The sequence below is a fragment of the Winogradskyella sp. genome (assembly GCF_003712105.1).
Classification (GTDB): Bacteria; Bacteroidota; Bacteroidia; order Flavobacteriales; family Flavobacteriaceae; genus Winogradskyella.
The window spans coordinates 846,907-870,250 of sequence record NZ_RHLG01000001.1 but is presented as its reverse complement, the minus strand read 5'-3'; the positions used below and the strand labels follow the sequence as shown (position 1 = coordinate 870,250).

General features: G+C 32.8%; 21 protein-coding genes. 11 read left to right on the top strand and 10 right to left on the bottom strand.

Annotated elements, in window-relative coordinates; translation table 11 throughout:
- Nucleotides 1-8: 8 nt before the first annotated feature.
- The 4 genes from ED556_RS04050 to gdhA form a co-directional block, all read right to left on the bottom strand.
- Nucleotides 9-2,375 (bottom strand): TonB-dependent receptor, encoded by a 2,367-nt coding sequence (locus tag ED556_RS04050; protein WP_296319596.1) that lies wholly within the window; start codon nucleotides 2,373-2,375, stop codon nucleotides 9-11.
- 80 nt (nucleotides 2,376-2,455) lie between these two features.
- Complete coding sequence (gene recO, locus ED556_RS04045; protein ID WP_296319594.1) at nucleotides 2,456-3,178, bottom strand: DNA repair protein RecO; 723 nt, start codon at nucleotides 3,176-3,178, stop codon at nucleotides 2,456-2,458.
- 10 nt (nucleotides 3,179-3,188) lie between these two features.
- Nucleotides 3,189-5,570, bottom strand: a complete 2,382-nt coding sequence (locus ED556_RS04040; protein WP_296319593.1) for a two-component regulator propeller domain-containing protein — start codon at nucleotides 5,568-5,570, stop codon at nucleotides 3,189-3,191.
- A gap of 116 nt (nucleotides 5,571-5,686) precedes the next feature.
- Nucleotides 5,687-7,030, bottom strand: coding sequence for an NADP-specific glutamate dehydrogenase (gene gdhA / locus ED556_RS04035; RefSeq protein ID WP_296319592.1), 1,344 nt, complete (start codon nucleotides 7,028-7,030; stop codon nucleotides 5,687-5,689).
- Nucleotides 7,031-7,251: 221 nt separating this feature from the next.
- Between gdhA and ED556_RS04030 the strand changes: the two genes are divergently transcribed.
- On the top strand, nucleotides 7,252-8,073 hold the full coding sequence (locus tag ED556_RS04030; RefSeq protein ID WP_296319591.1) for a glutamate dehydrogenase: 822 nt from the start codon (nucleotides 7,252-7,254) through the stop codon (nucleotides 8,071-8,073).
- 78 nt (nucleotides 8,074-8,151) lie between these two features.
- On the opposite strand, the gene ED556_RS04025 is transcribed toward ED556_RS04030, so the two are convergent.
- Complete coding sequence (locus tag ED556_RS04025) at nucleotides 8,152-9,291, bottom strand: cystathionine gamma-synthase (RefSeq protein WP_296319590.1); 1,140 nt, start codon at nucleotides 9,289-9,291, stop codon at nucleotides 8,152-8,154.
- Between the two features lie 150 nt (nucleotides 9,292-9,441).
- On the opposite strand from ED556_RS04025, the gene ED556_RS04020 reads away from it, so the two are divergent.
- Nucleotides 9,442-10,152, top strand: coding sequence for a DUF3298 and DUF4163 domain-containing protein (locus ED556_RS04020; protein WP_296319588.1), 711 nt, complete (start codon nucleotides 9,442-9,444; stop codon nucleotides 10,150-10,152).
- Here ED556_RS04020 and ED556_RS04015 read toward each other — a convergent pair.
- Together ED556_RS04015 and ED556_RS04010 are read right to left on the bottom strand one after the other, a co-directional pair.
- Nucleotides 10,149-11,399 (bottom strand): sodium:proton antiporter, encoded by a 1,251-nt coding sequence (locus ED556_RS04015; RefSeq protein WP_296319586.1) that lies wholly within the window; start codon nucleotides 11,397-11,399, stop codon nucleotides 10,149-10,151. The two genes, ED556_RS04020 and ED556_RS04015, sit on opposite strands and share 4 nt — an antisense overlap.
- A 4-nt stretch (nucleotides 11,400-11,403) precedes the next feature.
- Nucleotides 11,404-11,859, bottom strand: coding sequence for a DinB family protein (locus ED556_RS04010; RefSeq protein WP_296319585.1), 456 nt, complete (start codon nucleotides 11,857-11,859; stop codon nucleotides 11,404-11,406).
- 82 nt (nucleotides 11,860-11,941) lie between these two features.
- On the opposite strand from ED556_RS04010, the gene ED556_RS04005 reads away from it, so the two are divergent.
- Genes ED556_RS04005 through ED556_RS03995 form a run of 3 tightly spaced genes read left to right on the top strand, consistent with a single transcriptional unit; the run spans nucleotide 11,942 to nucleotide 14,315 of the window.
- Entirely contained in the window at nucleotides 11,942-12,295 is a 354-nt protein-coding gene (locus ED556_RS04005) for an ArsC/Spx/MgsR family protein (protein ID WP_296319582.1), read from the top strand.
- The gene (locus ED556_RS04000) at nucleotides 12,288-13,181 is read left to right on the top strand and encodes a DMT family transporter (RefSeq protein ID WP_296319580.1); all 894 of its coding nucleotides are present in this window, start codon (nucleotides 12,288-12,290) and stop codon (nucleotides 13,179-13,181) included. The genes ED556_RS04005 and ED556_RS04000 overlap by 8 nt, the downstream gene beginning before the upstream one ends.
- A complete protein-coding gene (locus tag ED556_RS03995; RefSeq protein ID WP_296319578.1) occupies nucleotides 13,182-14,315 on the top strand; it encodes a peptidogalycan biosysnthesis protein in 1,134 nt (377 codons plus the stop codon).
- Between the two features lie 2 nt (nucleotides 14,316-14,317).
- Here ED556_RS03995 and ED556_RS03990 read toward each other — a convergent pair whose 3' ends face one another.
- A complete protein-coding gene (locus ED556_RS03990) occupies nucleotides 14,318-14,797 on the bottom strand; it encodes an acyl-CoA thioesterase (protein ID WP_296319576.1) in 480 nt (159 codons plus the stop codon).
- Between the two features lie 88 nt (nucleotides 14,798-14,885).
- Here ED556_RS03990 and ED556_RS03985 point away from each other — a divergent pair, with 88 nt between their 5' ends.
- The 3 genes from ED556_RS03985 to nadD are packed head-to-tail and all read left to right on the top strand — an operon-like array spanning nucleotide 14,886 to nucleotide 16,974.
- The gene (locus tag ED556_RS03985) at nucleotides 14,886-15,746 is read left to right on the top strand and encodes a YicC/YloC family endoribonuclease (RefSeq protein WP_296319574.1); all 861 of its coding nucleotides are present in this window, start codon (nucleotides 14,886-14,888) and stop codon (nucleotides 15,744-15,746) included.
- A gap of 15 nt (nucleotides 15,747-15,761) precedes the next feature.
- The gene (gmk, locus tag ED556_RS03980) at nucleotides 15,762-16,352 is read left to right on the top strand and encodes a guanylate kinase (protein ID WP_296319572.1); all 591 of its coding nucleotides are present in this window, start codon (nucleotides 15,762-15,764) and stop codon (nucleotides 16,350-16,352) included.
- A 43-nt stretch (nucleotides 16,353-16,395) separates the two neighbouring features.
- Nucleotides 16,396-16,974: a nicotinate (nicotinamide) nucleotide adenylyltransferase gene (gene nadD, locus ED556_RS03975; protein WP_296319570.1), complete on the top strand. Its 579-nt coding sequence runs from the start codon at nucleotides 16,396-16,398 to the stop codon at nucleotides 16,972-16,974.
- Between the two features lie 43 nt (nucleotides 16,975-17,017).
- Here the strand turns inward: nadD and ED556_RS03970 are convergent, their stop codons facing one another.
- Nucleotides 17,018-17,377: a YraN family protein gene (locus ED556_RS03970; protein WP_296319568.1), complete on the bottom strand. Its 360-nt coding sequence runs from the start codon at nucleotides 17,375-17,377 to the stop codon at nucleotides 17,018-17,020.
- Between the two features lie 240 nt (nucleotides 17,378-17,617).
- Between ED556_RS03970 and ED556_RS03965 the strand changes: the two genes are divergently transcribed.
- From ED556_RS03965 to ED556_RS03955, 3 genes are all read left to right on the top strand, one after another.
- Nucleotides 17,618-18,631, top strand: a complete 1,014-nt coding sequence (locus ED556_RS03965; RefSeq protein WP_296319566.1) for a helix-turn-helix domain-containing protein — start codon at nucleotides 17,618-17,620, stop codon at nucleotides 18,629-18,631.
- A gap of 76 nt (nucleotides 18,632-18,707) precedes the next feature.
- Complete coding sequence (locus ED556_RS03960) at nucleotides 18,708-20,342, top strand: serine hydrolase domain-containing protein (RefSeq protein ID WP_296319564.1); 1,635 nt, start codon at nucleotides 18,708-18,710, stop codon at nucleotides 20,340-20,342.
- Nucleotides 20,343-20,453: 111 nt separating this feature from the next.
- Entirely contained in the window at nucleotides 20,454-22,568 is a 2,115-nt protein-coding gene (locus tag ED556_RS03955; RefSeq protein ID WP_296319562.1) for a serine hydrolase domain-containing protein, read from the top strand.
- Here ED556_RS03955 and ED556_RS03950 read toward each other — a convergent pair.
- A complete protein-coding gene (locus tag ED556_RS03950; RefSeq protein ID WP_296319560.1) occupies nucleotides 22,555-23,319 on the bottom strand; it encodes a HEAT repeat domain-containing protein in 765 nt (254 codons plus the stop codon). The two genes, ED556_RS03955 and ED556_RS03950, sit on opposite strands and share 14 nt — an antisense overlap.
- Nucleotides 23,320-23,344: the final 25 nt, after the last annotated feature.

The following is a 23,344-nucleotide window of genomic DNA, read 5'->3' as shown; positions in this document are numbered from 1 at the left end:
GAGGTTTTTTATTTACTATACTTTAAGGATAAAATTAGATTTCGCCCTGCTGCAGCAATACCTGAGGAATAGGGTCTATAACGTTGGTCTGTAATATTTTCTAAACTTGCAGAAAGAAGAAAATTATTATTCACCTTAAACTGGGTTCTTAAATTTAACGTATACCAGGAAGGTGAGTACGGATTCCCGTTTTCGTCTAATGCGTAAAGAAAATCTTTACTGATTTCTGATGGCGCAAGATCTTCAAAAGGTAAATCATCATTATATATAGCATAAGCGTTAAATGTCCATCTTCTAAACTTATATATTAAATGTGTTTGTCCAAAGCTTGGTGCAATATGCCTTACTGGCACTTCAATTCCGTTTGACTCTTCTACACCACTAACAATATTATATTGAGATCTAAGCTTCAAATTATCTGAGAAGTTTACCTCAGCACCAATCTCAAACCCATAAATATATTCTTTCGAAGCATTTTGTATAGACTGAACGTCACTTAATTCTCCATCAAAAACTATTTGACTCTGTCCGTTTAATGTAGAATTGCGCCTTATCAAGGCGTTATCAAGGAATGTGTAATAGGTTGCAAAGTCTAACTTTACGATATAATTAAAATTAAGTTTAAGCCCAAGTTCTCCGCCATAGGCATACTCTGATTTTAGATCGTTATTTGGGACTACAACAGCCCCAGGTTCGGAATCAAAAACTTTACCTATGTCATCGATATTGGGAGCTCTAAATGCTGTAGATGCGTTTAGATTCCATTCTAAAACGTCATTAGGTTTCCATTTTATACCAGCTGTTCCTGTTAATGCTCCAGAATTAATCTCCGCATTGTTAAATGGTAAATTAAGAAATACATTGTTAGCTGTAAAATCTGCCTTTGATATAATGTGATTATATCTTAGCCCAGATTGAAATACAAATTTACTATCTGGTTTGTATTTATAGCTTGCATAGGCCGCAATAGATTGCCAATTAGAGCCATCAGGATATCTAGATACTGAAGGCGTAATTGTATTGGTATTAATATTAGTTTCTATCCCTTGTGATCCTATGGCATTATATAAATACTCTAATCCATAAAACAAACTCGATTTCTTATTGATTTGCTTTTCTAAATCAAGATTAAAGGATATGGCATCTACTTCCTCGGAACGCTCTCGTCGAATGACAGATTGAAAATTTCTATCAATTCTACTTTCTTTAAAATTTTGAAATGATGCCGTTAAGTTAATCTTATCATAATAAGGAGAACTACTACTTAGCTTAGTAAGAGAAAAGTTACTCATAAACCATTTTTGTGGCCCATAATTCCATTCTGCTGAACGCAAACCATTACCTTGAGGTCTAATTAGTCTATCATATCTGGCAAAATCAGATGTTGATGAGTAATGGATACCCAAATCAAATTTAAGATTATCCGCAGGTTCATAATGTACTTTTTGCATCAAATTAATCTGGTTGTATCCTGTTGGGTCTTGAACTAAAGGATCATCATTATTTACCAAAGTATCAACACCATTAATAGTCTGTACCAACTGATTTCTAAGATATTCTTCAGGGCCATGGCGCCCCATTTTTAAATCATCAAAATCACTATAGCTTACACTCGTTAAAAATCCCCATTTATTATATCCAAAATTAAAATCGGCATGTGTCGTTTTCTCATTATTTGCGCTCGAATACCTTGTGTTTATATTAGTCTTAAAAAACAACTCGTCTTTATAAGATAGTTGTGGTTTTTTTGTATAAAAGCTCATGACACCTCCAATCGCATCACTTCCATAAACCACAGATCCTGCCCCTAAAGTAACTTCTGTATTATTAATAGTAAATGGATCTATAGATATCACATTCTGTAAGTTTCCGCCTCTAAAAATGGCATTATTCATTCTTACGCCATCTACCGCTATTAACAATCTATTTGTAGAGAACCCTCTAATTATTGGACTGCCACCTCCTAATTGACTTTTTTGAATAAAGACATTACCTGTAGCAAGTAATGCATCGGCACTAGTCTGTGGCGTTGCTAATTCAATGTCTTTAGAGGATAAGCTAACTATCGTTTGAGGTATGTCTCTTTTACTTTGTTCAAATTTTGAAGCTGATACTACAACTTGTTTAAGGTCTTCGACGCTTAAGGTCATAAATATCTCATAACCACGTGCTGCAAGTTCTGATTTTTTTAAGGATAGCTTAGAATATAAAAAGTTCTGAAAATATATGACTTCATTATCTGTGAAACTATCGATTTGTGCTTTTCCATTAATATCGGTTATAACAGATTTATCTTTTTTTAAATTATAAAGTATTACACCAGGTATAGGTTCACTACTTGCCTTTTCCTTTACTGTAATTGTTTGTGAATTCATTACAAAAACAGAAAGCAATGGAATTAAAAAAAATATCGGTCTTAATCTTAGAAAAATCAATATAGAATAGGTGTAAATTACTAGCGAAAAACTTCACTTAAAACAGCCAATGATTTAGGCTTTTTAAAACCTTCCAAATGTAACTCAAAATAAGATAATAGCATACTTAAAAAATCTTGGCGGTCTTTAACGTTTATTTTTATAGAAGATACTGCATCAAAATTTATGCCTAGTAAGCGTTTTAGCAATGTTAAATTTTTACCTCTTATACTATTTATTCCGTTATGCTTATCTTCGAAAAAGCCTGTTTGCAAATTAAAAAACGGCAAATCTTTATTATCGTTACTTGGCAAGAAACCTAGATACCTGCTCAATTTTAGAAGAAATAATATATGAAAATTAGCAAATTCATCCTCATTATCAAGGTATTGAAAAGTTGTAGCTATGAAGTTAAATAAGTCTTCATTCTTTTCCTCTTCCTTTAATACTGAATCTAATATTTCTGACAAAAAAATGACGATTGCACTTTTGTAAATATTTGTATAAAGTGTTGTATAGACATAACTAACCTTTATATCTCTCAGAACTTGTAAAGACTTGTTAGGATTAAAATTTTCTTCAACACTTAATTGCATTAAGGGTTGAAAATAAATGGCTTTGGACTTTCCTTTTTTCGAAGGTTTTAATGCTCCTCTTATAAGGTAGCTGACAATACCATGGTGTTTGGTGTATGCTTTAATAATAAGATCATAATCTTTATACTTAAGTTTACTTAAAACAATAATATTGGTTTTAGTCAACATAAACTGCTAGCTATCGTATAATAAGAAGCTTTATTATTTTACTCTCAAATGAGTCTAAATCGTTGATGATTATAAGATAAACACCTGAAGCAACTATATTATTTGCCAAATTTTTACCATTCCATATTGCAGTTCCTCCGTCTATAGCAAAATTTGTATTTAAATTTGAGTTTCGTCGATTAATTCGTGATTGAGCTTCAGCAACAAGATTCCCTTCTACATCAGTAATTTTAATATTTACATTCTCTGTTAAACCTACCACTTTAATACCTTTATTGATATCATTTAAGTCGTTTGCTCCCAGTATATCATATTCAGGTCGTACAGGGTTAGGATAAGCATAAGCATCATTCAATTCTTCAACAGGAGATGAGCCTCCTGCTCTAAATGCTAATAAACCATTTGGAGTGGCGAAATATACCGTACCATTTGTTTCATCTATAGAAATATCATTAATGGTGTTTACAGGAAGTGGAGAATTTTCTTTTGTAAAATGATAAATCGTTGTTTGTCCGTTAGGTGTAAAATAAAACACTCCTGAATCTACGGTGCCCACCCATTTATTGTTTGAACCATCTACTTCAATATCTGTTATTACTTGGCTCTCAAGAAGCTCTCTTGCTAAACCATCTTCTAAAAAAATTATAGGTTCAACTGTAGGGGATTCTTCATCGAAAAAACCCGAGGTGTTAAATAATACTCTCAACCCAAAACCTGTACCAATCCATAAAACACCATTATTATCCAGTGCTAAAGATCTCACCCAGGTGGTTGGAATACCATCTCTTTCATCTTTTATCTGCTTAATTCTAGGGGATTCATTTTCATTAAATGCAATTAATCCATTTCTAAATGATCCAATCCATTTGGTACCTGTATTAGAATCAATTTCCAAATCATAGAAACCTAATTCATCATTAAGAGCATCAACAATAAAACTGGCAAAACTGTAAGATTGCCATTGGTTATTTGCCGGAAAATATACTCTTAATGCATTATCAACGCGACTTGTAACACTCCATAAACCTCCTTGATCATCAAATTTAAGAGGACCTGTCCTTATATTAATAAGATTCGGGTTTGGAGGAAAAATCCATGACTCCAGAGGACTATTGGTCTCATCAAAAAAATTGGTAGCTTCAAAATTATTAAACTCAAGGATGCCATCAACAAAAGAGCTGACAAAGACTTGATCGGGATTTAAAGGATTGATAGAAATTTTGTTAAGTTCTCGCATCCCTAACAAGCTGTCAAAAGGTATATTTAACCATTCCTCATCTCTTAAAACACTAACACCTCTGCTGTTAAGCGGGAAAGGATTCAATGACTCATCAAATTCACCAAAAGTTACCCATAACCCTTCTCTAATTGCTTGGATTCTGAAAGGTTTATTAAATAAAGGACCGTCTGGTCTTATTTCGGTAAAAACACTAATGTCATTAGCATTGGTTCTTAATACACCAAAGGAGCTTGTTCCTATGTAAATATCATTACCAAAACTTATTGCTGAGGAATAAGAAGTCTGGAATTCTTGAGTAACATTAACCTGATTGGTTAAATTTCCTGAATCGTCAAAAATGAGAACAGCATCTGATATGGTATATAACAACTTGCCATTTGTTGATTCTGAATCTGCTGGTCTAAGATCAAAAGTAAATATAGGGATCAAGACATCATTTACTATTTCTGACAATACTCTATTACCACGTACTGAAAAAAGTTTTCCGTTAATCTCTTCAATAGAGAGATGGCTTCCTCCTACTATTCTTGTCCATTCCTGAGAATCAATTAAATTAGGATTAGACAAAAGACCTTTTCTAATACCATTACCGGCCCAACATGCTGCATAAATTTCACCGTTATTTACGGCTGTTTTTTCTACAGGTATTTGAGTATTATTGTCTCCAATAAAATAGGTGTCTCCAAATTCTAGGCGCACGATATCATAAACTGAAATTCCGAAGTCGGTTGATATATAAACTAAACCTTCATATTCATTAAAATCGTTAATTGTTTTTATACTAGGGTCTATACTTTCTTTTTCTAAAATATCAACAATGGTTAGGACACTTTGGTCAGACTCAAAATAAATCTCCATCAAACCTGTTTCATAGCCAATAAGCAATAATTGTCCTTCTTCGCTATACTCAATTGTAGAAATTAGTTCTCCAGAAAGCCCTTGAATTGTAGTTATTTTTTCGATTTCATTAGAGTTGACATCGTAACTAAAAATTACATTTTCAGACGCAGCATAAATTTTGAATTCACTTTTTGTAACGTCTACGATATCGAAATATGAGAAATAGTCTTGCCATAGCGCTGAAAAATCTTGTGCCGTACTAAAAATACTGGTAAATAGTAATATAAAAACGAAGATGTATCGTTTTGTCATGTTGAGCTTAACTTTTGGTCAAATATATTTATTACTAACGTTTTATTTTCAATTATCATATATAAAAAAAGCTCCTAAAACGAGATAGGAGCTTTTAATTTCGATAATTAGTACTATTATACTATTCCCTGAGCAAGCATTGCATCTGCAACTTTAACAAAACCTGCTATGTTTGCACCTCTTATGTAATCTATGGAGCCATCTTCATTTTTACCATATTTTACACAAGAATCATGAATATCAGACATTATATCTTTAAGTCTTTCATTTACTTCTTTTCTAGTCCAGCTTAGTCTCAATGAATTTTGACTCATCTCAAGACCAGATGTAGCTACACCGCCAGCATTGGAGGCTTTACCAGGTGCAAATAAGATTTTTGCTTTTTGGAACTCATGAATTGCCTCCGGTGTTGAGGGCATATTTGCACCTTCAGACACACAAATACATCCATTGTCAACGAGTTGCTTTGCTTCTTCGCCGTTTAACTCATTTTGAGTTGCGCAAGGCAGCGCTATATCACAAGGTACAGACCATGGTCTTTCTCCTTCAAAATATTTAGCATTTGGGTAGTGTTCAACATATGCACTTATTCTGCCTCTTTTTTCATTCTTAAGCTCCATTACATAAGCCAATTTTTCAGTATTAATTCCATCTTCATCCAAAATATAACCTCCAGAATCGGAAAATGTTAATACCGTTGCTCCTAATTCTATTGATTTTTCGGCAGCATATTGTGCAACATTACCAGAACCAGAAATTACAACCCTTTTTCCATTGAATGAATCATTTTTAGTTTTTAGCATATTTTCAGCAAAATATACATTACCATATCCTGTAGCTTCAGGACGTATTAATGATCCACCCCAAGATTGTCCTTTACCTGTGAGGACGCCTGTGAAAGAATTCTTAAGTTTTTTGTACATACCAAACATGTAACCTATTTCTCTTGCTCCTACACCGATATCACCTGCCGGTACGTCTGTATTATGACCTATATGTCTTGATAATTCTGCCATAAACGCATGACAAAATCGCATTATCTCATTATCACTTTTACCTTTTGGATCAAAATCAGAACCTCCTTTTCCACCACCCATTGGTAAGGTTGTTAAGGCATTTTTAAAGACTTGTTCGAATGCCAAGAATTTTAAGATACTTGCATTTACCGAAGGATGAAAACGTAAACCACCTTTGTATGGGCCTATTGCAGAATTCATCTGAATTCTATAACCTCTATTTACTTGTATCTCACCAGAATCATCTACCCAACAAACCCTAAAAGAGATTAATCGCTCTGGTTCAGCCATACGAAGTAAGATATTTTTACCGTGGTAAATATCATTTTTAACAATGTATGGAATTACAGTTTCGGCAACCTCTTGTACCGCTTGTAAAAATTCTGGTTCATGACCATTTCGTTTTTTTACTAGGTCTAAAAATGCTTCAATTTTATCTTTCATTTGAAAAATTATTAATAGATTCTTAAATAATAGCAACAAAGATACATTATCTATAAAAAAAACTGCTTATTTTTTTAATATTATCAATGTTCTTTTAATTTGAATTGCATAGCTTAGTTTTATTGGATAAAATATAATAATAATGCATTTCATCCGTTTTATTTGGTATTTCATCGATATTTTTTATATTTGCCATGTTTATGTCCCAAAAAACTAAACCTATGATCAAAACCTTAAGGCAATCATTCATATTGTGCTTTGTAATTTTTACAATTCAGACTTCTGTTGCTCAATTAGGATTTTCACATGAAGTAGGAGTAATTGCTGGACCAGTGCAATTTCGCTCAGATTTTGGCGAACGATTTAATGAAGAAAATAATATTGGTAATACAGGTTATGGAATAGGAATAATACACTATATCAACTTTTCTTACAGAGCAGATTGTAACTGTTATACCTCGGATAATTATTTTAATGACCATTTTAAGTTACGAAGTGAATTATCGTATAATAAAACGCAACTCGATCATTTTGGTCAATGGGTTGATGCGAGCCAGTTTGGTATAGATGGTCAGCGATTAAGAGCTCACTCTGGTGAAGCAAATAATTTTGATATTGGGATGCAGCTTGAGTACTTTCCTTTAAGTATAAGAGCCTTCTCATCTCACACAGGCAGTTGGGCACCATTTGTAAGTCTAGGTGCGCATTACACGATATCATCTCCTAAGCAATTTACCACGTTTGCTCGAGATGGTGGAATTTCGGATGAAAATATTTTTAATCCAGATAATATTTATGGCCCATGGATTCAGGCAAGTAATGGTGAATATCCAATAGACACAAGTCAAATAAGTGCATGGTCTGTGGTATCAAGCGTTGGTACAAGGTATAAACTAACGTTATTATCTGACTTAATGATAGATCTTAGATTTCAATATTATTTTAGTGATTGGATTGACGGTCTCAATCATAAACTACCTTCTAATAAATTTAACGATGTGCTTATTTGGTTAAATTTTGGATATATTTATTACATTGATTAGTAACAACATACCTTATATATTAAAAAAGACCGAACTTTAAATTGGGTCTTTTTTATCTGAATTAATGTTTTTTGAATTTTACCCAATAGCTTGTTTTAAATCTGCTATTAAATCTGCTTCATCTTCTATACCAACACTTAAGCGAATGAGTGAGTCTACGACACCTGTCTTTTCGCGTTCCACTTTAGGAATACTAGCATGAGTCATACTTGCAGGATGCCCAGCCAAAGACTCAACTCCACCTAATGATTCTGCTAGCGTGAATATTTTTAAGTTTTCAACTATTTTAATAGCTTCATCATAATTATTGCCTTTGGTTACAAAAGATACCATACCTCCAAAATCTCGCATCTGAGATTTTGCTATATCATGATTAGGGTGATTTTCAAAACCTGGCCAGTAAACTTTTTCAATCTTTGGGTGGTTAGCTAAGTATTCTGCTACTGCTCTACCGTTTTCGCAATGACGTTGCATTCTTACATGTAAAGTTTTAATTCCTCTTAATGCTAAAAAACTATCTTGAGGTCCACAAACAGCACCACTAGCATTTTGGATAAAGTACAAGCGGTCTGCTAGGTCTTTATCTTTAACAACTAATGCTCCCATAACCAAATCACTATGTCCACCGATATATTTAGTAGCAGAATGCATTACTATATCAGCGCCTAAATCTAAAGGTTGCTGTAAATATGGTGTTGCAAACGTATTATCTACAGCCAAAATTACTTGTCTTCTCTTAGCAATTTCTGCTGTGGTTTTTATATCAATAATATTCATCATTGGGTTTGTTGGCGTTTCAACCCATATAAGTTTGGTATTATCATTAATATAATCCTCAATTTTTGAGGCATTTTCCATACCTATGAAATGGAATTTAATTCCAAAATCTTCATAAATCTTAGTAAATAATCGATAAGAACCACCATACAAATCGTTTGTTGAGATAACTTCATCTCCTGGTTGTAGTAGCTTTATAACAGCATCAATAGCCGCCAAACCTGATCCAAAAGCCAAACCATAATTCCCATTTTCTATACTTGCAAAAGCATTCTCCAGTGCATTTCGTGTAGGATTATGAGTTCTTGAATACTCATAGCCTTTATGGCCTCCAGGTGTAGATTGCGCATAGGTAGAGGTTTGGTATATAGGTGGCATAACAGAGCCATAAGCTGGGTCATGTTCTTGGCCACCATGAATTGTTTTAGTATTGAATTTCATTTTAAATAAATCTATATTAAGAACGTCTTATAAGACGTAATATTAATGTAACCTTACGACGGGTTTAAGACGCAACAAATTTAAAGCTTAATTCGTTGGTTTCAAATGTATGTTTTACCTTTATTGAATGTTTAACAAAGTTGTTTTATTTTGAAAAAATTATCTCTATATATTCTAGCTTGCTTATTAGTAATATCGTGTAAAAAAGAAGTCAAACCTCAAACTTTTGAAACAGGTGGCATTGATAGGTCTTTTGATGCTGACATTGAAGTATCTTATGATACAGCAAACAATAAATCGGATGTTGCTAAAAAAATTAATGCAATCGTTCAATCCGAGATTCTTAAGTCTATACCAAATCATGAAGATAAAAACTCAGTTAATGAAGCTTTAGAAGCTTTTAATGCAGAGTACATAGAGTTTTCAAAACAATTTGAAGAAAACAAACAAAAATGGACTTTAGCCATCGAAACTGAAGTGATATATCAAGCAAATGAAGTCATTACTATGGGTTTGAGTGTTTATACTGATACTGGCGGTGCTCATGGTAATGATAGTATAGAGCTTTTAAACTTTAATCCTTCAAATGGTGAGTTGTATTCGCAAAATGAATTATTTTCCGATCTAAATGAATTTAAAAAACTAGCAGAAACTTACTTTAAGGACCATGTAAAAAATGAAGGTAAAAACATCTCAGAATTCTTCTTTGGTAAACCATTTCAACTTCCTGAAAATATTGGCTTTAATGATGAAGGTGTAATTTTATTATACAACACTTACGAAATTGCCAGTTACAACCAAGGTTATACTGAGTTTGTAATTCCTATAGAAAAGGCCGAAGAGTTTCTTGAGGTCTATTAATTAGAAAACCGTTCTGTTATTTTTCTAATAATTGGTCCAACAGTTAGTCCTTGTCCGATTATTGACACTATGACTACTATATATGTAATTACGAGAAAAAGGTCCTTATCCATTTCTGATGTTAGGCTTAAAGCCAGTGCTATTGATATTCCGCCACGTAGGCCGCCCCAAGTCATAATCAATGTTGTTTTTGGTGCGAAATTCAATCGTTTTGCATAAAACTTAATTGGTAAAAACAAGGATATGTATCTACATAATAAAATTATTGGGATGGCTAATAACCCGGCGTATATATAGTCTAAGTTTAAAGTTAGCACTAGCATTTCCATACCTATCATTACAAAAAGTATAGTATTAAGTAATACATCTATCAATTCCCAAAACTTGTCGACATATGCTTCTGTAATTTCGGACATTGATGTTTCTCTAATCGTATCATTACCTACTACCAAGCCTGCAGTAACCATGGCTAACGGTGCAGATAAATGTAACTTATGTGCTATTACTGTGCCTCCCATAACGGCTGCTAATGTGAGAATGACTTCTATCTCATAATTGTCTATCGATTTCATTAATCGGTATGTTACCCAACCCAATGCACCACCAAGTAAAATTCCACCACCAACTTCTTGAATAAACAATGTCGCAATTTCTGAAACATCTACTGCTGCATTTGGTTGTTTTGCAATGGCGTAAATTGTTAAAAAGACTACTACTCCAACACCATCATTAAATAAGGATTCACCAACAATTTTGGTTTCTAGCTTTTTTGGAGCTCCAACTCTTTTCAATATTCCTAAAACAGCAATTGGGTCTGTTGGCGAAATTAAAGCTCCAAATAATAAGCAGTTAACAAATGAGACATTAAAGCCAAGAGACGTAAGCAACGGATACATTATTGCAGCTACCAGCACCGTAGAGCATAAGACACCCAAAGTTGCAAACACCAAAATTGGCCATCGCTGTACTTTAAGCTGTTCAAAATTGGTATGCAAAGCTCCAGCAAAAAGAAGAAAACTTAACATAACATCTAGCAATAATGCTTCAAAATTAATGCTAGAGATAAAAGCCTTTTCAGTAAGTAGAATAGTATCATCAAACTGTCCAATGATTACGGCAAAGAGTGTAAAAAGAAGGGTAATAACCATTAGACCAATGGTTATTGGTAATTTTAAAAACTTAACATTAAGATACCCAAAAAGTGCAGAAATAACTACAAGCCCTGATGCGATACTAAAGTAATCCATAATGCTATATTGATTTTACTAAGGCCATAATATAACCAAGATGAATGCCTTCGTGAAAATTATTAAATGCCATTGCTTCTTCTGCATTCGTTAGTGTACTTCCTGTAGACACAGTATATTCAGTAAATGTTTTAAAACTTCCATTAAGATAATCCGTTTCTATTTGGTCATTCGTAGAGAACAAAATACTTTTAAGATAATCAATCTCTGATTGATTAAAATCAGTCTCATGTTTTGTCCCTTTCTTGTATCTATCTATGTAATCTTGAGCTAAATTCATTGGCAAATTAGATAAACGATATATCAAAATTTGTTGTGTCACAACTGTATGAGCAATATTCCAAATAATACTATTTTTAAATCCTTGCGGAACTTTGTTTAGTTGCTCGAGCGTTAGTCTGTCTATAAAAGATTCAAATATTTTTCTGTTTTTTCTAGTGATATCAATATCGTAAAGCATTATTTAATTTTTTACTAAATGTAACTTGTTTTAATTTGAAATGAAGTTTCTTTGTAAGTACAAATTTCGTGATTCTTTAAGGATGAAAAAAATATATTATTTAAGTACTTGCGACACCTGCAAACGCATTATAAATGACATTGATTTACCTTCAGAGTTTATACTTCAGGATATTAAAACCGAGACAATTACTGAAACCCAAATTGAAGAAATGCGAAGCCTAACCAATAGTTACGAAGGCTTATTTAGTAAGCGCGCTCGCTTGTATAAAGAATTGGACTTAAAGAATAAATCGCTCACAGAAGAAGATTACAAAAAATACATTTTAGAGCACTATACTTTTTTAAAGCGACCAGTAATTTTATTTGGAAATCAAATTTTTGTTGGCAACTCTAAAAAAGTGGTAGAAGCAGCAAAACAAGCTATACATGAATAGTAGAGCCTTTGCCATTTTTGCTTTATTTATGGTTCAGCTTTTGTATGGGCTAAACTATACTTTTGCAAAAATTGTAATCAATGACAATTACATTAAGCCTTTTGCTTTTGTAATACTAAGAGTTGTAGGTGCTACCATGTTATTTTGGGTATTTAGTTTTTTGTTTCCAAAAGAAAAAGTTGAACGCAAAGACTACATCAAATTCTTTACTGCTGCAATTTTTGGTGTAGCTATAAACATGCTCTTGTTTCTTAAAGGTTTAGAATTAACCACGCCAATTCACGCTGCATCTATTGTGACGATTACTCCAGTTATAATTCTAATATTATCTGCTTTAATATTAAAAGAAAAAATTACTACACTAAAAGTTATTGGCGTTACTTTGGCATTTTCAGGAGCATTAGCACTTACCCTTTTTGGTGAATCAACACGAGAAGGAGATAACATTGTTTTAGGAAATACGTTCATTTTTATTAATGCCATATCTTATAGTATTTACATTATTTTAATAAAGCAATTGACCGAAAAATACCATCCGTTTACATTTATAAAATGGCTGTTTTTATTTGGGTGTTTTATGGTAATTCCTTTTGGTTATAATCAACTTAAGGAAATTCATTGGGAAACTTTTACCCCATATGTTTACTTTTCTGTTGGATTTGTAATTATAGGTGCCACTTTCGCTACTTATATTTTAAATCCGTATGCATTAAGTAAATTAAAAGCATCTACTGTTGGTGTATTTATCTATCTTCAACCTGTAATTGCAGGTTTGTTTGCAACAGTAATGGGCGCAGATGTCATAGATGTTGTAAAGTTAGTTGCAATGCTATTGATTTTTTCTGGTGTGTATCTAGTTTCGCTAAAACCAAAAAGGACAAGTTAATTGGCTTTAAAATCTAAAATATTTAAAACTGTAGATAATATCCCTCAAGCCTATTGGGATAGCGTAAATTGTTGCACAAACATTTACTATTCTCCTGAGTTTTTAAGTGCATTTGAGAAAGCGAATACGGATATTGAATTTAATTATATTTTCATTCTCAAAGACGACGAAGCAGTAGCATTTGCTAATACACAAATTGTTACTATTGGTGTCGAAACCATAACACAAAACATAAAAATGTCTGCCAGGTTAAGACGCATTGTCAATAACATGTTTTGTAATAATCAGCTGCGTGTATTGTTTTGCGGTAATGTGTTTTTAAGTGGTGAATATGGTACATTCTTAAAAGAAGGAGCGCCTAAAGTTGAAACTTTTAAGGCCATTGCTGAAGGCGTAAAGCAACTGTCTAAAAAAACAAAACGCTTACAAACTATTTTTGTGAAAGATTTTGAAGACGAGTCGCTTTACATCACAGACCATTTAAAATCTTATGATTATGCATCTATGCAGGTTGAGCCTAATATGATTATTACGCTCAAACCTGAATGGAAATCCTTTGAAGATTATAAAAGTGCTCTTAAGTCCAAATACCGAGTCAAAGCCAATAAAGCAGACTCCAAAAGTGAATCTTTAGAAGCAAAGTTCTTCACTCAAGAAGATATAAAAACGCATAAAGAGTCACTGCAGGCGTTATATCAAAACACCATAGATAATGCAGATTTTAATGCCCAAATCCTTAATCTTGATACGTATACCTATTTAAAAGAAACGTATCCAGATAAGTTTTTTGTAAAAGGCTATTTTCTCAATGGGAAATTGGTTGGTTTTTTGAGCGCTATGCAAAACGAAACCAATCTAGATGCACATTTTATTGGTATTGATTACAGCAACAATAAAACCTATGCCATTTATCCACGGATTTTAAATGACTATGTGCGTTTGGGTATTGAAACAAATGCTTCTCAAATAAATTTAGGACGTACAGCATCTGAAATTAAAAGTACACTTGGCGCCAAACCAAAAAACTTAACGTGTTATTGCAAGCACAAAAGATATGTGCCAAATCAGATTTTGAAGCCATTTGTTAGAAACGTAAAAATCAAATCATTCAAACAGCACAAACCATATAAGTAAGTCTAAGCTTGCATTGGTCTTGGTCGCACGCCGTGCTTACGCGTATCTTGTTTAGTTAATACTTTAAAATCTTCGGACTTTGGGAATTTTTCTGCTAGGTCTAATAATGCTTGTGGAAGACTCGTAAGTTTTCTTTCTTTTAAGTCAATCCAACCGCCTTGCATTTCGCAATAGGCTAAATTGTCACCGTTTTCATTGTAGAAGTTATGTTTAAACATAAACAACATCCCATCTTCACTTAGTCCAGAAACTTCAATGGTTACAGTAATTGGCGCACCAATAAAAGATTCTTTAAAGTAAAACATGTGTTCGTAGAATACCACCGGACCAACATTGTGTTTTCTAATTTCGGGCATAGAAAATCCATGCTCACCAAAAAAAGACATACGCGCATGACTCATAAAGTTGGTATAAGCAGAATTTGCTAAATGACCATTTGCATCTACGTCGCTCCAACGAATTTCGAACTGTTTTTTGTACATAAAAAATCTTATTAATTGAGGTTGCAAAGATACACTTAAAAAACCGTTCTATTTTGTACATTTGCTCAACTCTAATACTATCATTTTAATGATACAATCTATGACAGGTTATGGGAAATCTGTACTTCAGCTCCCAAACAAAAAAATATCTATAGAATTAAAATCACTGAATAGCAAAAATTTAGATGTCAACGCACGGATGCCATCTATGTATAGAGCAAAAGAGTTAGATATCCGAAAAGCTATTGCAAAACATTTGGTGAGAGGAAAAGTAGATTTTTCACTTTTTGTAGAAATTACAGGTGAAGATACAAGCTCAAAAATTAACAAAACTGTAGTACAAGAATACATTAAGCAACTTAAAGATGTGGTTGATGGCGGTGACACTACAGAAATGCTTAAAATGGCAATTCGCTTACCAGATGCTGTAACTACGGAACGCGATGATATAAATGAAGAAGAATGGAACCTTATCGTTAAGGCTATTGATGATGCTATCGCCAAAATTGTGACTTATCGTGAAGATGAAGGCGCTATACTAAAACAAGATTTTACTAGCCGCATAGATACGTTGAATAGTTTATTGAAAGATGTCATTACAATGGATCCAGAACGTATTGAAGGGGTGCGTGCAAGATTAGAAAAAGGTGTTGCCGATATTAAAGAAAAGGTTGATGAAAATCGTTTCGAACAAGAGCTAATTTATTACATTGAGAAATTTGATATAACCGAAGAAAAAGTACGTTTGGATAATCACTTAGAGTACTTTATTAAGACTTTAAATTCTGACGATTCTAATGGTAAAAAGCTAGGTTTTATATCCCAGGAAATAGGACGAGAAATCAATACTATAGGTTCTAAATCTAATTATGCACCAATGCAAAAATTGGTTGTACAAATGAAAGACGAGCTCGAAAAAATTAAGGAACAATTATTGAATGTTCTATAGTAAACATAAAAATTAGTGTCTAAAACAAACGAAAATAAAAAAGGTAGACTTATCGTATTCTCAGCACCATCTGGCTCAGGGAAAACAACTATAGTACGTCACTTGCTAAAACAAAAAGAACTTAATTTAGAGTTCTCTATTTCTGCGACCTCCCGTGAAAAACGTGGTAACGAACAACCAGGTAAGGATTACTATTATTTGTCTTTAAAAGAATTTAAAACCAAAATTAAAAACGACGAGTTTTTAGAATGGGAAGAAGTCTATAGAGACAATTTTTATGGCACTTTAAAATCTGAAGTTGAACGTATTTGGGCAAAAGGTAAGCACGTTATTTTTGACATTGATGTATCTGGTGGTTTACGTATAAAACGTAAATTCCCAGAGGAAACCATAGCTATTTTCGTAAAACCCCCAGATTTAAATGAGCTCGTAAGACGTCTTAAAGATCGTGGTGAAGAAAGCGAAGAAAAAATAAGTATGCGTGTTGCAAAAGCGCCGGCAGAATTAGCCACTGCCCCTTTATTTGATGAGATTGTAGTTAACTCTAATCTTGAAGAAGCGCTTAAAAACGCTTATGATTTAGTTTCAGAATTTATTAAAACCTAATATTGTAAATTAATTACTGCTTTGGCAGGACTTAAAGTTATATATGAAAATTGGTCTTTACTTCGGCACGTTTAATCCAATACATGTTGGGCACCTTACCATTGCAAATCACTTGCAACAACATAGTGATTTGAGTCAAGTATGGTTTGTTGTAACGCCATTAAGTCCATTTAAAAAAAAGAGTAGCCTTCTAGATAATCATCAACGGTTAGAAATGGTCTATCGTGCTACTAAAGACTACAGCAACTTGCGCCCAAGTGATATTGAATTTCATCTTCCTGAACCTAATTATACTATTGACACACTCACGTATCTAAATGAAAAATTTCCTGAGCATGAATTTGCTTTAATCATGGGTGAAGACAATTTGAAGAGTTTTCATAAGTGGAAAAATTACGAGATTATTTTAGACAACTATAATATCTATGTTTATCCAAGGATTTCTGAAGGTAAAATAGAGCATCAATTTATTGAGCATCCAAAAATCCATAATGTAGATGCGCCGATAATGGAAATTTCTTCCACGTTTATTCGTAAGTCTATTAAAGAAGGGAAAATTGTAAGACCAATGTTACCAGAACATGTATGGGAATATGTCGACGAAATGAATTTTTATAAATAACAGATTATGAGATGCTGAAACAAGTTCAGCATGACACTAGGTTTCAAAAATGGTAAAAAGCATCTTCGAGATGCTCAATTTCATAGTTGTTTCCTGCCTTAACTATTGCAATGATATCAAAGCGTACTTCAACGTCTAAATTATTTACACTGACATATTCATCAACGGCTTTTACAAGGTTTTTAATTTGTTGAGGCTTTACAAAATCTTGAGGGTTGCCATAATCTGTGGTCGATCGTGTCTTTACTTCGATAATTGCTAGAATATCATTTTTTTGAGCGATTATATCAACTTCAGCTTTCTCAAAACGGTAATTACGCTCAACAATATCATAGCCTTTTTCCAAAAGAAAGTTAGTTGCTAATTCTTCTCCTTTTTTACCAAGTTTATTATGCTCTGCCATATTTCTAAAATAAAAAAATAGTATTAAATTTAAATCATAAATAAAATCATCAATCTCATCAATTCAATATTTAATTTTCCGTTTAGCTTTAATGAAAAAAGCTCATTGCTGTTGATATTCTTTTTTCATGGTATTGTCTTTTCATTTCTGTCATTAAGAAAAGGGATTATTCATAACAATAAAGCAAGTAAATGGCTAAGCCTTCTGCTGTTTTTGTATGCCATGTATTTAATCCCTTATATGTTAGGCTACGCAGGTTGGTATTCTGATAATTATGAGTACACAGCCGAAATTCTGTTTTTCATACCCTTTATGCAGGTACTACTCATAGGTCCAGTAGTTTATTTTTATTCTAAAAGCCAATTAAACCGCAGTTATAAGCTTTCAAAAAAGGACTATTTTCATTTCATTCCTGCAATTTTATACTTGATGTATAGTCTTGTAGTTTTTGTAACAGATGTGCTAATATTAGATGACTATTATTTCTATGCCGTTCGTAGAGATAAGGATTTGGCAAATTGGTATCAAGTAACAGGATTGGTATCTATGGCATTTTATCTTGTATTAAGCCTGCGCTATTATTCAAATTATAAAAAATTACTTTTTGCTACAGTAAGTTATGCAGATTCTATATTATTTAAATGGATTAGAAATTTCATGATTGCTTTTTTAGGTATTCTTGTTCTTCGTGTTGTCTTCTTTATAACTAATCCAGAATGGGGCGAGTTTGGAAGTCAATTTTGGCATTATATAGCCTTCTCATTTGTGTTTTATTATATCGCAATTACAGGCTACAGCAGTATCATTAAACAGATAGCTTTGAAAGGAGAAAAACTAAAAGTTATTAATGTTTTTGAAGAAAATATAGGTGTTGGAGAAGACGCAACAAAACACGAAGAAAATGACAAGGAGTATAAAAAATGGAAAGACAAGCTATCTCAATTAATGACGCAACAAAAATTGTTTGAAAATCCAAGATTAACCTTGTCCGACGTCGCAAATGAATTGAATGTCACTACTAAAACGGTTTCTTCAACCGTTAATTCTGGTTTTAATATGAATTTTAACGACTTTGTTAATCATCATAGAATTAAAGCAGTTAAAACCAAGCTAGATCATGGAGAGCATAACAAAACTACACTTCTTGGCATAGCTCTAGATTGTGGGTTTAATAGTAAAGCAACTTTTAACAGAGCTTTCAAGAAAAGTACGTCATTATCACCTAAGGATTATTTAGAAAAAATATCCAATTAATAGGTCTCAAATCGAGATTTGAAGCGCTTGTAATGCAATTTGACCTCAAATTTGTATTATAATTAAAACATTGGTCATGAAAAAAATCGTTTTACTCTGCATTGGTTTTATCGGTCTATCATCTTATGCTCAGATGCCATTAAAGCAAGTGGTGGACTCCATTGTAGAATCTAAATTAAAAGAAACACATCCGGGTATAGCTGTTGGAATAATTAAAGATGGAGAAATTATATATGAAACGTATCGTGGGTTATCAAACCTTCAGCATCAGGTAAAATTTAACGCAGCAACACGTTCTAATATCGCATCTACGGCTAAGCAATTTACAGCATTGATGGTGTTAGATTTAGCTTTGAATAAAAAGCTAAACTTAGATCATGATATAAGAAAGTATCTTCCATCACTCTATCCTAATGTAAAAGAGTCCATAAAAATTAGACATTTAATTAACCACACTAGTGGTATTAGAGATTATGTTGAGCTTCTAGACATGGTAGGAGATGTTTGGTGGAGAAGATTTGGATTAGACAATGACGATATCATGGAACTTCTTGAAAAACAACATACTATTGGTTTCAAGCCAGGGTCTGCATACAGCTACAGTAATTCTAATTATAATGTCTTGACCAAAATCATAGAAAATGTGACCAATACATCCTTTAATGATTATTCTAAAGCATTCTTCAAAGATTTAGGCATGAACGAAACATCTTTTGTAGAAAGATACATGAGAGTCATTCCAAATAGAGCTAATCCCTATTCTGATTGGGGAAGAGGCGAATGGTGGGAAGTTCCTACTGTTACAAAGACTAACGGTGAGGGTTTTTTATTTACGACGCTGAAGGACCAATTAATATATGAGCAAGCCGTTCAAAACGCAACACTAAACAATAATTTACTTTTGATTAAAAGTCAGCAACCTATTGAAAATAGCGAAATAAAAACATATGGTTTTGGTTTGGAGCTTGAAGACAAATTGGGAAGAACTTCTGTGCATCATTCAGGTGGAACATACGGGTTTCATTCCCAAACATATAGATTCCCAGAAGAACGATTAACCATCTTTATAATGAGCAATAACGGTAATATAAGCAGTAATTTAATAGCTCAAGAAATAGCCAAATTACTTTTTATAAAACCACCGAAAGCGCCTAAGTATGATAACCGCTTTTATGAGACTAATGAGAGTGTTAAAAGTGGAGTAATTTTCGGCAATTATACTTACCCAAATGAAAATTCAGTAGTGAACATATATGAAAAAGACGGGCAACTATTTTGGAAAGAAAAGAATTTTACCATTGAAATGGTTTTAGATTCGGACAACATATATTCTTTTACCAACAATCCAAAACTAAAAGTTGTTTTTTACAAGGATGAGATGGTCGAATTTTATCCTTCAGGAAAAACTATGGCATATAAAAGAAGAGCTCAATCTATGGTATCTCAAACCGATTTGGATGGATTGGTGGGCAACTATTACAGTAACGAACTAGATCTTAGTTTTAAAATAAAATTGACAGAGGAAAACGAGCTAAATCTTAAACTTTCTGGTGATAATGAGTATAGTAATATAGTCGTTTACAATGAATCATACATGCTAGCTAATAACTATTTTTTAAAGATTCATAGAGATGAGCTCGATCAAGTGACCAACATATCACTCACTTATGGTAGAGCTCTTAACATACCATTTAAAAAGATCGCGCCATAATCTCGTAAAGGTTATTTAGTAAAAACACATAATTAATGCGTCTCAAATCAAGATTTGAAGCGATTTCATTAGAATTTCACCTCAAGTTTGTATCAAATTAAAACATTCGTCATGAAAAAAATATTCACACTTTACACATTGCTACTAACAATGTCATTAGTAGCTCAAACACAAACTCAACAAATTGATTCTATTATTAATTCTAAATTATCAGACAATGACCCTGGGTTATTAGTAGGTGTAGTAAAAGATGGTAAAATACTTTATCAAGGTTACAAAGGACTAGCAAGTTTGCAACATAAAGTAAAAGTTGATGAAAATTCGAGATCTAACATTGCATCTACAGCAAAACAGTTTACTGCGTTAATGGTGTTAGATTTGGCCTTAAATGAAAAAATTAGCCTCGAAGATGATATACGAAAATATTTGCCAAAGTTATATCCAAATGTAAAGGAAGAGATTAAAGTAAGACATCTAATTAATCATACAAGTGGTGTTAGAGATTTTTACGATTTAATGAGCATACAACAAGAGCCTTGGTGGAGACGAGAAGGCTTAGATAATGAAGATGCTATTGAGTTACTGGAAAAGCAAGAAGATTTGGCCTTTAAACCCGGCTCGAGATATATGTATAGTAATTCTGGTTATACATTATTAACCAAAATTATTGAGGTTGATTCAGGAGAGAAATTTCATGCTTATTCAGAAAAGTTCTTCAAAAACTTAGGAATGAATCAAACAACTTTTCTTAAAAACTATATGAAAGTTATTCCTAATCAAGCATTACCATATTCTGATTGGGGTGATGGTGTATGGCAACAATATCCTATGATAACAAATCTTTATGGTGATGGCTTTTTATTTACTTCACTTAAAGATCAATTAATCTTTGAACAGGCTGTACAAAATTCAAAATTTAATAACAATAGACTACTAATTGAAAGTCAAATACCGATACCCAATAGTGAAATTAAAACCTATGGTTTTGGGTTAGAGTTTGGAGATAGACTTAACTATAAATGCGTACATCATTCTGGTGGTACTGGGTCTTATCACTCGCAAACTATACGTTTTCCTGAAGAGAAATTAACTGTTTTTGTAATGAGTAACAATAGTAATCTTTGGAGCGGCGCTATTGCAGACGAAATAGCAAAGTTATTTTTACCTAAAAAGAAAGAGGTTATTGCCTATAATGAACGTCTTAAAGACATTTCTAATACCATACCAACATCAAAAATACTTGGACAATACCTTTCGCCAGGTAACTATTTAATACGTATTGAAGAAAAAGGAGATAAACTCACTTGGAGAAATGGTAACAACAACCCAATAGAACTTAATAAAGAGACACAGAATTTATATAGTATCTCATATAACTCTAAAACAAAAATTGGTTTTTACGAAAATGAGCTCATCCTGTTCTATGCATCTGGCAAAACAAGCGTTTATAATAAAATGCCTAAACAAGATGTAACCATTGCCGATTTAGAGGGTTATGTAGGTGAATACTACAGTAGAGAACTAGATGTTACGTTTTCGATAAATTATATAGATGAGAAACTATCCATCTCATTACATGGTTGGGATAACGCACAAGATTTGGAGGTGTTAAACAGAAACGAGCTTTTGGTATTTGATTATATACTGAAAATTGAACGTGACCAATTTAACCGAGTAACAGGAATTCTTCTTACAACAAATCGTGTTCTAAATAACAAATTCGCCAAGAAGACAAACTTAAAATTTCAGCCAAAAATTGATACTGAAAACGGATCAATTAATGTCACTACAATTGGGTCTAGAGATGGTAATTCTTCACAAATACTACTAACCGCTAATTACCCAAATGGTAACGAGATATGGAGCACACAATTTGGCGGTAAGAGCTATGACAAGGCAAGTTCTATTATAGCAACAGAAGATGGATATTTAATTATTGGTTCTACTAGTTCTTTTGGAAATGGCAACTATAACATGTTTGTAATTAAAACAGACAAAAAAGGGAATAAGCAATGGCAAAAAGCATATGGAGATTTTTATAACGAGTATGGCTATACTGCTGAAAAAGTTAGTAATGGTTATATCCTAAAAGGAACCATCCAAAATTGCACTTCAAATTCGGATGTATTCAATAGAACGTGTACCACCAATGTTTGGTTCGTTACTATTGATGAAAATGGTAATGAAATTTCTAACAAAGTCTTGGAAGAAATCAATAAAGCTTAAAATTAGCATCAATGTAATCTATTGCATCTTGCTGTGATAACACAGCAAACTTTTTATAACGGTTGTGTACGTCCACAATTTCATCTAAAGCCTTTTGTACTAAGATCTTATTATCCCAAGTATTTAGATGTTTAATGACGGTTTGTATGCAACCTTTTTTGTAAGCTATTTGACCAAGAACATGAACCAATGTATCAGACACTCTTTTAGTTTCATCAAACTCCAATTCCTTAAGTAAAGGCAATATATCTTGTGGATGCGTTCGGCCTCTTAGTTCAATACCATGACAAATCTCTCTACGGATTTCTTTATCTGGATGTTTTAAATAGGGTTTTGCCCAGGCTAAAACTGGCACAGGATTACGCTCACCCATTTTTTTGACAGAACCAATAACTGCATTTCTTACACGATGATGAGCATCAAATAAGCCTTTATCCATAAAATTTTGAATTTTATCAAAGTGAAACTTTCCAATTTCACCTGCAGCATTAATAACAGTTTGCCTTACTAACTCATCCTCGGACTTAAACAAATTTTCTAAGGTGGCGAATATTATCTCTCGAAGCTTTGGATACGCATAGAAGATTTTACCAATGGCTAAATATCCCGTTTTGCGGATATAAGTATCATCGTCCGAAAAATACCTTATAATAAGTTTTGTTTCATTATGAGATAAGTCCTCTTGTATATCTTGATTAATTTTTAAGACAAGTTGATTTCGTTCTTCCTTAGAAAGATCATAAAAAGCCATAAAAACCTAGTTAATGTATTTGATA

Excerpts from the sequence above, each read along its gene's own strand:
- ED556_RS04050 (WP_296319596.1), bottom strand. The coding sequence starts at position 2,375 with ATGAATTCACAAACAATTACAGTAAAGGAAAAGGCAAGTAGTGAACCT.
- recO (WP_296319594.1), bottom strand. The coding sequence starts at position 3,178 with ATGTTGACTAAAACCAATATTATTGTTTTAAGTAAACTTAAGTATAAA.
- ED556_RS04040 (WP_296319593.1), bottom strand. The coding sequence starts at position 5,570 with ATGACAAAACGATACATCTTCGTTTTTATATTACTATTTACCAGTATT.
- gdhA (WP_296319592.1), bottom strand. The coding sequence starts at position 7,030 with ATGAAAGATAAAATTGAAGCATTTTTAGACCTAGTAAAAAAACGAAAT.
- ED556_RS04030 (WP_296319591.1), top strand. The coding sequence starts at position 7,252 with ATGATCAAAACCTTAAGGCAATCATTCATATTGTGCTTTGTAATTTTT.
- ED556_RS04025 (WP_296319590.1), bottom strand. The coding sequence starts at position 9,291 with ATGAAATTCAATACTAAAACAATTCATGGTGGCCAAGAACATGACCCA.
- ED556_RS04015 (WP_296319586.1), bottom strand. The coding sequence starts at position 11,399 with ATGGATTACTTTAGTATCGCATCAGGGCTTGTAGTTATTTCTGCACTT.
- ED556_RS04010 (WP_296319585.1), bottom strand. The coding sequence starts at position 11,859 with ATGCTTTACGATATTGATATCACTAGAAAAAACAGAAAAATATTTGAA.
- ED556_RS04005 (WP_296319582.1), top strand. The coding sequence starts at position 11,942 with ATGAAAAAAATATATTATTTAAGTACTTGCGACACCTGCAAACGCATT.
- ED556_RS04000 (WP_296319580.1), top strand. The coding sequence starts at position 12,288 with ATGAATAGTAGAGCCTTTGCCATTTTTGCTTTATTTATGGTTCAGCTT.
- ED556_RS03990 (WP_296319576.1), bottom strand. The coding sequence starts at position 14,797 with ATGTACAAAAAACAGTTCGAAATTCGTTGGAGCGACGTAGATGCAAAT.
- ED556_RS03985 (WP_296319574.1), top strand. The coding sequence starts at position 14,886 with ATGATACAATCTATGACAGGTTATGGGAAATCTGTACTTCAGCTCCCA.
- nadD (WP_296319570.1), top strand. The coding sequence starts at position 16,396 with ATGAAAATTGGTCTTTACTTCGGCACGTTTAATCCAATACATGTTGGG.
- ED556_RS03970 (WP_296319568.1), bottom strand. The coding sequence starts at position 17,377 with ATGGCAGAGCATAATAAACTTGGTAAAAAAGGAGAAGAATTAGCAACT.
- ED556_RS03965 (WP_296319566.1), top strand. The coding sequence starts at position 17,618 with ATGTTAGGCTACGCAGGTTGGTATTCTGATAATTATGAGTACACAGCC.
- ED556_RS03960 (WP_296319564.1), top strand. The coding sequence starts at position 18,708 with ATGAAAAAAATCGTTTTACTCTGCATTGGTTTTATCGGTCTATCATCT.
- ED556_RS03955 (WP_296319562.1), top strand. The coding sequence starts at position 20,454 with ATGAAAAAAATATTCACACTTTACACATTGCTACTAACAATGTCATTA.
- ED556_RS03950 (WP_296319560.1), bottom strand. The coding sequence starts at position 23,319 with ATGGCTTTTTATGATCTTTCTAAGGAAGAACGAAATCAACTTGTCTTA.